This is a genomic window from Psychroflexus maritimus, assembly GCF_011089875.1.
GTDB classification, from domain to species: Bacteria; Bacteroidota; Bacteroidia; order Flavobacteriales; family Flavobacteriaceae; genus Psychroflexus; species Psychroflexus maritimus.
This window is the reverse complement of the sequence record NZ_JAANAS010000060.1, coordinates 1-7,772: the sequence shown is the minus strand read 5'-3', so window position 1 is coordinate 7,772 and position 7,772 is coordinate 1. Positions and strand designations below refer to the sequence as shown.

The window sequence follows — 7,772 nt, the reverse complement described above, 5'->3', positions numbered from 1 at the left end:
ATAATCTGGAAAGTTTCTTGGTTTCCATTGATTTGTACTTTCATTAGGTAAACTCCCGTTTGAAGTGACTGCATGTTTACTACAGGCATCTCTGTTTTTGGTTGTACACTAATTACTCGTTGTCCTAGCGTATTAAATACTTCCACTTGCTCTACTGTACTAGTAGATTGGATATTTAAATTCGCTTTTACAGGAACTGGGTAGTAGCTAAAGTTACTTGAATCAAAATCAATAGTTGATACTGGCTCTTGACTGAAGTAAATGTTATCTACATAAGCTGTAACTGCTCCTACAGGTAATCCAGAGATAATTATTTGCTGGATAGAGTTACGCACCGTCAATAAATTATCAGGATTTGTTACTAAATCAGCATCTGCAAAATCTGCTAAATCAATCTCTAAACTTACCCATTCTTCTTGCGGAATTTCATAAGCAATTTCTCCTTCTACAACTCCATCCCCTAAATCTACTAACTTAATTCTAAATGTTGTAGCATTTGGAGACCACACATCTAAATGGAAGAAATCCATCTGAGTAGCATCTATTGGATTGGCTACTGTTTCAATGCCTGCAAAGTCTAAATTAGTGTATAATTTAGTATCTACGCCTTGAATTTGAATGTCTTCTAATTCTGCTGCAGACCATACGGTTAAGAAAGTATCTACAGGCTCATCGGTATAAGCATTACTGAATAAGCTAATTACATTTTCCTCTTCCTCTGTAGGGGTAGGTGCTGGCTCCATTGGAGCTGGCAACACTTCTACTAATGGTAAAGGAACTAAATCACCTCCAGTAGGTAAAGCCACCCAAAGTCCAAAGGCATCTACATCCTCAGCATCGGCAGCTAATAATCCACTAGCTACAACAGTAATGGCATTTCCTCCTAATGCTAAGGTTGCTAAAGGAGCTTCGTACGAAGCTACTACATCTCCATTGGTATCTGTAATATCTAGAATGTAATCACTTTCAGGTAAATCTAAGTAGCCTTGGAATTCTGTAAAAGCTATTCCAGTAACTAGGTCATCGCCTGTAGCTTGATTAGCCACGTTTACAACAGGAGCATCGGGTGAACCATGGTGTACTAAAACAGCGGTTTCTTCAGCTTCTGCACTGGTTTCTTGTGCGCCAGCATATACACTTAATTCAAAATCATCATTCACAAAACCATTAGCTACAATAATGTAACTCTCATCTTCAGCAAGAGTGAAGTTTTCTGTGTGAACACTATCAGCTATATCCTGTCCAGCTGGAACTACATCTACAGTAATTTCTTCAGTAGCTGGTGCTAATAAGAATTCTGAAGCCGTTCTAAAATCAACACCTGTTAAATCAGGTAATAAATCACCGTTTAAATAAACATCTACCGAAGACGCTGCTGCATCTGGTGAGTTGTGTATGATTTGTACATTGGCAAAAACTGGGTCTGATGGACAAGCCGTTCCTGTGAATAAAGAAGAATCTTGTGATCCAACTCCTGGAGCCTTCGAATAAATTGAATCACCATCAGGGTCAATAATCTCAACTCCAACTTCAGTAGGAAAACCACCTCCAGCATTCCAATATAATTCAAATTCTTGATCTTGACACAAAGTAACTTCTTCAGTAAATGAAGAACCACTTGTAAAGTCTAAACCAATTGTAGCTACAACTTCTCCGTCAAGTAAAACGTCCATTGAGTTTCCATTCCATCCATCACCAAAATCATCTTCTAACTCAAAGGTGTAAACACATTGTTCTTCTACTTCACAAGCAGCTACTTCAAAATTAATAGGGCCTGTTAATGAACTAACCTCATCATCTGCACAATTTGCTTCAACATAAATATCATAAGAAGAAACGTCTTCAGTTAAGAAATCATTTGAAATTGCATTTGTTTCACTAGTAGTACCCGTATCAACTGCAGTAGCAGTTTCAGGGTCTGCTCCAGCTTCATAAACATACCAGGTATAGTCTAGGTTAGCTTCACTTCCTGCCCAACTAAATCCAACAGTTGAAGCACCTACTTCACCAAGAGTAAGCTCTGATGGTTGAGGACAATCGGGTGCAGATTGAACTTCAAGTGTGAAGTCTATAGCATCAGCAAAAGTTTGAGAACCACAAGGAGTAACATCTGTAAATGTACCAAATCTTGCTCTTAGCCTCATTCTATAACTACCTTCTTCAATTTCAGAAGGAATACTAATCGTTCCTGTTTTAGTATTTGAAGAAGCTGATTCAAAGAAAACTAATTCATCTTCTTCAAACTGTAAGTTATTATTAAAATCAATCCAAATTCCTACATTGTTCGATGTATAATTAAAAGTATTCGAAATATCAAACTCTCCTCCTGGGAAAGAAGTAACGATATCGGTTTCTGATAAATCTTGGTAACCATCTGGCGAAATTTCATCTTTCACAACAGATACATTAGTTACTGCTCCTGAAGTAGAAAACTCTTCTATATAGTCAGATGTATTTGACGAAGAAGGAGTACAGTATCCTGTAAAAAATTCTACTTGTTCTAGTTCACTTAATTCTTGATCACAAGCAGTTTGAACTACTAAGATGTAACTCGTTTCTCCCGTAAGTCCTTCAACAGTGGCATTTGTTTCTGCTGTAGTTCCTTCAAACAAGGCATCATCTTCTTCTACATCAGCGTCTTCTTCAAAGACAAACCAATTGTAATCGGTTGCGGTATCATTACCTTCCCAAGAGAAATCAGCTGTAGTTTCAGAAAGACCATCTACAACTAGGTCTTCAACGCTTAAACATTCTGGTGCATCATCGTAAATTACTTGGTCAATGTAAACTACCTGGAAAGTACCTGAAAACGTAAACTTAAACGCAAAGTAGTCATCTTCAATACCTTCTTCAAATATATATTCAAATTCTTCTGCGTCATTATCTGAAAGGGTAATTGATTCAAGACTAGTAAAGGTTGCTTCATCAGTTGGGTCTGTCATGGTTCCAACTTCAATAACATTAGAGCCAAATGATGATAGCTGTCTTGCATTAAACCTCAATCGCTTATCAACATCTGTAAAATTATTAAGCTCTGGTGAAACTAAGAAATGTTCTGTATCGGCATCATTAGAACTTTGAATTAACATTTGTTGTCCTCCAAATTCTGGTGAGCCAGAGGTGCTAACATTAAATTGCGGTGTTCCTGCCGAATTAGTAATTCCAGACCAACATAAAGGTAGTTCATCTAGAGTTTCACTACCAAAGTCATTTTCAAAATTACCGAAAGTATCACATTCAGTATTAAAATTAACTGGGTTAGAGAGCATACTTTCCCCGTCTGTTTCGCCACAATCTGTAACTACGTAGAAATCGTAAAATGTACCTGCGTTTAAACCAGTAACGTTTGCTGTTGAGGTAGCAGAAGTGCCTGTAACCACGTGGTTTTCTTCTAGCTCAGCATCTGTACCCGCTTCAACAATAATCCAGTTGTAGGCTTCGGCATTGTCTATTTCATTCCAAGAAAAATCAGCTCCATCGGTTGTAGTAGCTAAAAGTTCAATATCTGAAGGACGTAAACAAGTAGGAATGTCTTCATAAATTACTTGATCTAGAAGTACTGTTGAAAAAGTTTGTGAAAATGTAACTCTAAAAGCAAAGTGTGCTTCAGTAGTTAGCCCTAAAAGTTCCACCTCAAACTCTTCCATTGAATTTTCCTCAAAATTTATGGTTTCAATTGAAACAAAAGAGGTTTCATCGTTAGGATCACTCATTACACCCACTTCCATTGTATTTGCGTGAGTAGCAGTAAGCTGTCTAGCATTAAACCTTAAGCGCTTTTCACCATCAACTAAATTGTTTAATTCTGGTGAAACTAAGAAATGCTCTGTATCTTCATCTCCCGAACTTGCGAAACGCACTTGTTTCTCTCCTATAGTTGGTGAAGAGAAGGTGGTTACTTCTAAGTAAGGTAAACTACCAGTTGAATTAGTAATTCCGTTCCAACATATAGGAACTAAACCAGTTTCTTCATTACCAAAATCGGTTTCAAAATCACCAATTAAAGCACATTCCGTAGCAAATTCAAATGCTTCTGCAAAATCGGTTTCAGTTTCACCACATTCAGTGCTTATATAAAATTCATATCGCGTACCCTGATCTAATCCTGAGAGATTAACCGAGTTGGTAGTTTCTGAACCTGAAGCCACATGATTATTTTCATCCTCTACATCATCACCAAGTGCAACCACCACCCAGTTATAGTTATCGGCAGTAGAAATTTCTCCCCACTCAATGTCAGCTGTGGTTGTAGTTGTGTCTGTCAATTCAATAAAATAAGGCGAAGGACATTCTTCTTGTGTAATATCTAAGGTATAGTTGTAGGACTCTGGCCCTGTACCAACTGTCCACCCAGATGCTACTACATAATAAGTTACGTTTTGCTCTAGAGCTACCTCTGGTAAGCTTCGTGTAAGTCCGCTTGTAGTTACATGATAACCTACCACAGAAGTAAATGGACATCCTTCAAATAACCATAGGCTAGTCCAATCATCTACATCGGTTGTTAAGTCGAAGTTATAAACACCGTCTTCAGTAGGAGTAAATGCATAAACTACATCTGGGCCATTAAGGTAGCTTGCACTACCTGATCCATTTGAAACCTGAGCACCATCTAAATCTGGTCGATCTTCACTACTTAAAAAGTTTCCGAAGTTTTCAACATTATCAGAATCTGAATAAGGTAAAGCTGTTACTTCTAATGGAGTAGCACAAGCTGCTCCTGGAAATAAGGTAGTTTCAGTTAAAAGGTTAGACCATGCACTATTTCCGTCTTCGTCACAAACCGACCTAACGTAAAATTCGTAGGTGGTGTTTTCAAACAAATCTGAAATTGTAGTACTTGTTCCATCTTCAACAAAAACACTTGTTCCCTCGCTATCAGGGTCAAAACCTTCTATATCACTATACACAACTTCATATACTAAAGCTGTACTACTTCCTAACCATTCTAAATCAACTGAATCATTTCCTACAAATGAAGCTTCAAAATTGGTTGGCTCAACGCAGTCTGGAGCGTCTTCATAAAAAACACGGTCCAGTGCTACCGTAGAAAAAGTATTAGAGAAAGTCACTTTAAATACAAAGTGCTCATCGTTTGTGTCAATTCCTTCAAGTATGGTAAAGTAGTCTTCTGTTTCGTTGCCCTCAAAATTGATGGTTTGAATTGAAGTAAAGGTATTTTCGTCTTCTGGATCAGACATGGTACCTACTTCCATAACGTTGGCATGCGATGCAGTTACTTGTCTTGCTGAAAATCTAACGCGCTTATCGCCATCAGTTAAATTATTTAAAACAGGAGAGATTAAGTAATGTTCGGTATCGACATCGCCAGAACTCTGAAAACGTACTTGTTGGTCTCCATAAGTTGGACTGCTAAATGTAGTTACCTCTAAACTGGGAAAATTTCCTGTTGAATTGGTAATCCCCGACCAACAATTTGGAAGAAGACCCGCATCTTCATCGCCAAAGTCGGTATCAAAATCACCTACAGCTCCACATTCAGTTTCGAAACTAAATACAGGCGTCCAGTCGCTTTCTTCATCATTAGCACAGTTTGTTTTTATGTAAAATGAATAATTAGTTTGCCCCTCTAGGCCAACTAAGTTGACCGTAGTTTCTCCTACAGCTGTTGTTCCTGTAACCACGGCAGTAGCTTCATCTGGAGCATCGCCTTGATTCATAACTACATATGTATAACCCTCTGTTTCAGAAGGTGAAGCATTCCAAGATAAATCTGCGGTAGTATCGGTTATCTCATCAAGTGTTATACCCGAAGCAAACTGACAATCAGGTGCTTCTTCATAAGTAACAGTGATGGTCCAAGAATCATTATCAACTTTTTGATTATAATCTGTACAACCGTCTTCTCCTGAAGAAGAATAAGTCCTCCATGCTCTTAACTCAAAGTCTAATTGGGTTCCTGCAGCAAATATTCCATTTGCAAATGTGACTCCTGTTCGGTCATAGTTAAATGTACCGGTGGAAGTTCCTGAACCACTAAACACATCGTCTTCTGTTGAATTAGAATTCACTAAATGCAATTGAGAACGCTGTTCACTCATCCAGCCACCATTTTGCGCAGTCATGTCATAAGACACATCAACACTGGTAATTAACCAATCGTTGTCTGAAGGCAATGTAATGCTTAAAAGCTCTGAACAATTTTCATCATAGGCATCATCTCCAGTAGAAATGTCACCGGCAGTATAAGTTTCGGTAAGAGTTTGACCATAAGTTAGTAAACTTAAAAACAGCATTACTAACATCGTAATTTTTTTCATACTTCTTAATTTTAAATTTGCGTTAAATGTAAGAATAAAAATTCTAGAAATGCAAGGCGGAAAAACATAAATCTCAACACTTGTATTTTTCTTATTAGAGCATTAACAAAAAAAGGGGCGATGTGTTAAATCGCCCCTTGTTAACTTAATAAAATTAACTATCTACTATTCCTTGATAATCTGGAAAGTTTCTTGGTTTCCATTGATTTGTACTTTCATTAGGTAAACTCCCGTTTGAAGTGACTGCATGTTTACTACAGGCATCTCTGTTTTTGGTTGTACACTAATTACTCGTTGTCCTAGCGTATTAAATACTTCCACTTGCTCTACTGTACTAGTAGATTGGATATTTAAATTCGCTTTTACAGGAACTGGGTAGTAGCTAAAGTTACTTGAATCAAAATCAATAGTTGATACTGGCTCTTGACTGAAGTAAATGTTATCTACATAAGCTGTAACTGCTCCTACAGGTAATCCAGAGATAATTATTTGCTGGATAGAGTTACGCACCGTCAATAAATTATCAGGATTTGTTACTAAATCAGCATCTGCAAAATCTGCTAAATCAATCTCTAAACTTACCCATTCTTCTTGCGGAATTTCATAAGCAATTTCTCCTTCTACAACTCCATCCCCTAAATCTACTAACTTAATTCTAAATGTTGTAGCATTTGGAGACCACACATCTAAATGGAAGAAATCCATCTGAGTAGCATCTATTGGATTGGCTACTGTTTCAATGCCTGCAAAGTCTAAATTAGTGTATAATTTAGTATCTACGCCTTGAATTTGAATGTCTTCTAATTCTGCTGCAGACCATACGGTTAAGAAAGTATCTACAGGCTCATCGGTATAAGCATTACTGAATAAGCTAATTACATTTTCCTCTTCCTCTGTAGGGGTAGGTGCTGGCTCCATTGGAGCTGGCAACACTTCTACTAATGGTAAAGGAACTAAATCACCTCCAGTAGGTAAAGCCACCCAAAGTCCAAAGGCATCTACATCCTCAGCATCGGCAGCTAATAATCCACTAGCTACAACAGTAATGGCATTTCCTCCTAATGCTAAGGTTGCTAAAGGAGCTTCGTACGAAGCTACTACATCTCCATTGGTATCTGTAATATCTAGAATGTAATCACTTTCAGGTAAATCTAAGTAGCCTTGGAATTCTGTAAAAGCTATTCCAGTAACTAGGTCATCGCCTGTAGCTTGATTAGCCACGTTTACAACAGGAGCATCGGGTGAACCATGGTGTACTAAAACAGCGGTTTCTTCAGCTTCTGCACTGGTTTCTTGTGCGCCAGCATATACACTTAATTCAAAATCATCATTCACAAAACCATTAGCTACAATAATGTAACTCTCATCTTCAGCAAGAGTGAAGTTTTCTGTGTGAACACTATCAGCTATATCCTGTCCAGCTGGAACTACATCTACAGTAATTTCTTCAGTAGCTGGTGCTAATAAGAATTCTGAAGCCGTTCTAAAATC

The 7,772-nt window shown here is 37.8% G+C and carries 2 protein-coding genes; both read right to left on the bottom strand.

Annotated elements, in window-relative coordinates; genetic code table 11:
* The coding region (locus G7034_RS08190; protein ID WP_166400482.1) for a fibronectin type III domain-containing protein at window positions 1-6,281 on the bottom strand (6,281 nt) is incomplete at its 3' end.
* Window positions 6,282-6,446: 165 nt separating this feature from the next.
* On the bottom strand, window positions 6,447-7,772 hold a 1,326-nt coding region (locus tag G7034_RS08185), incomplete at its 5' end, for a DUF4397 domain-containing protein (protein ID WP_166400481.1).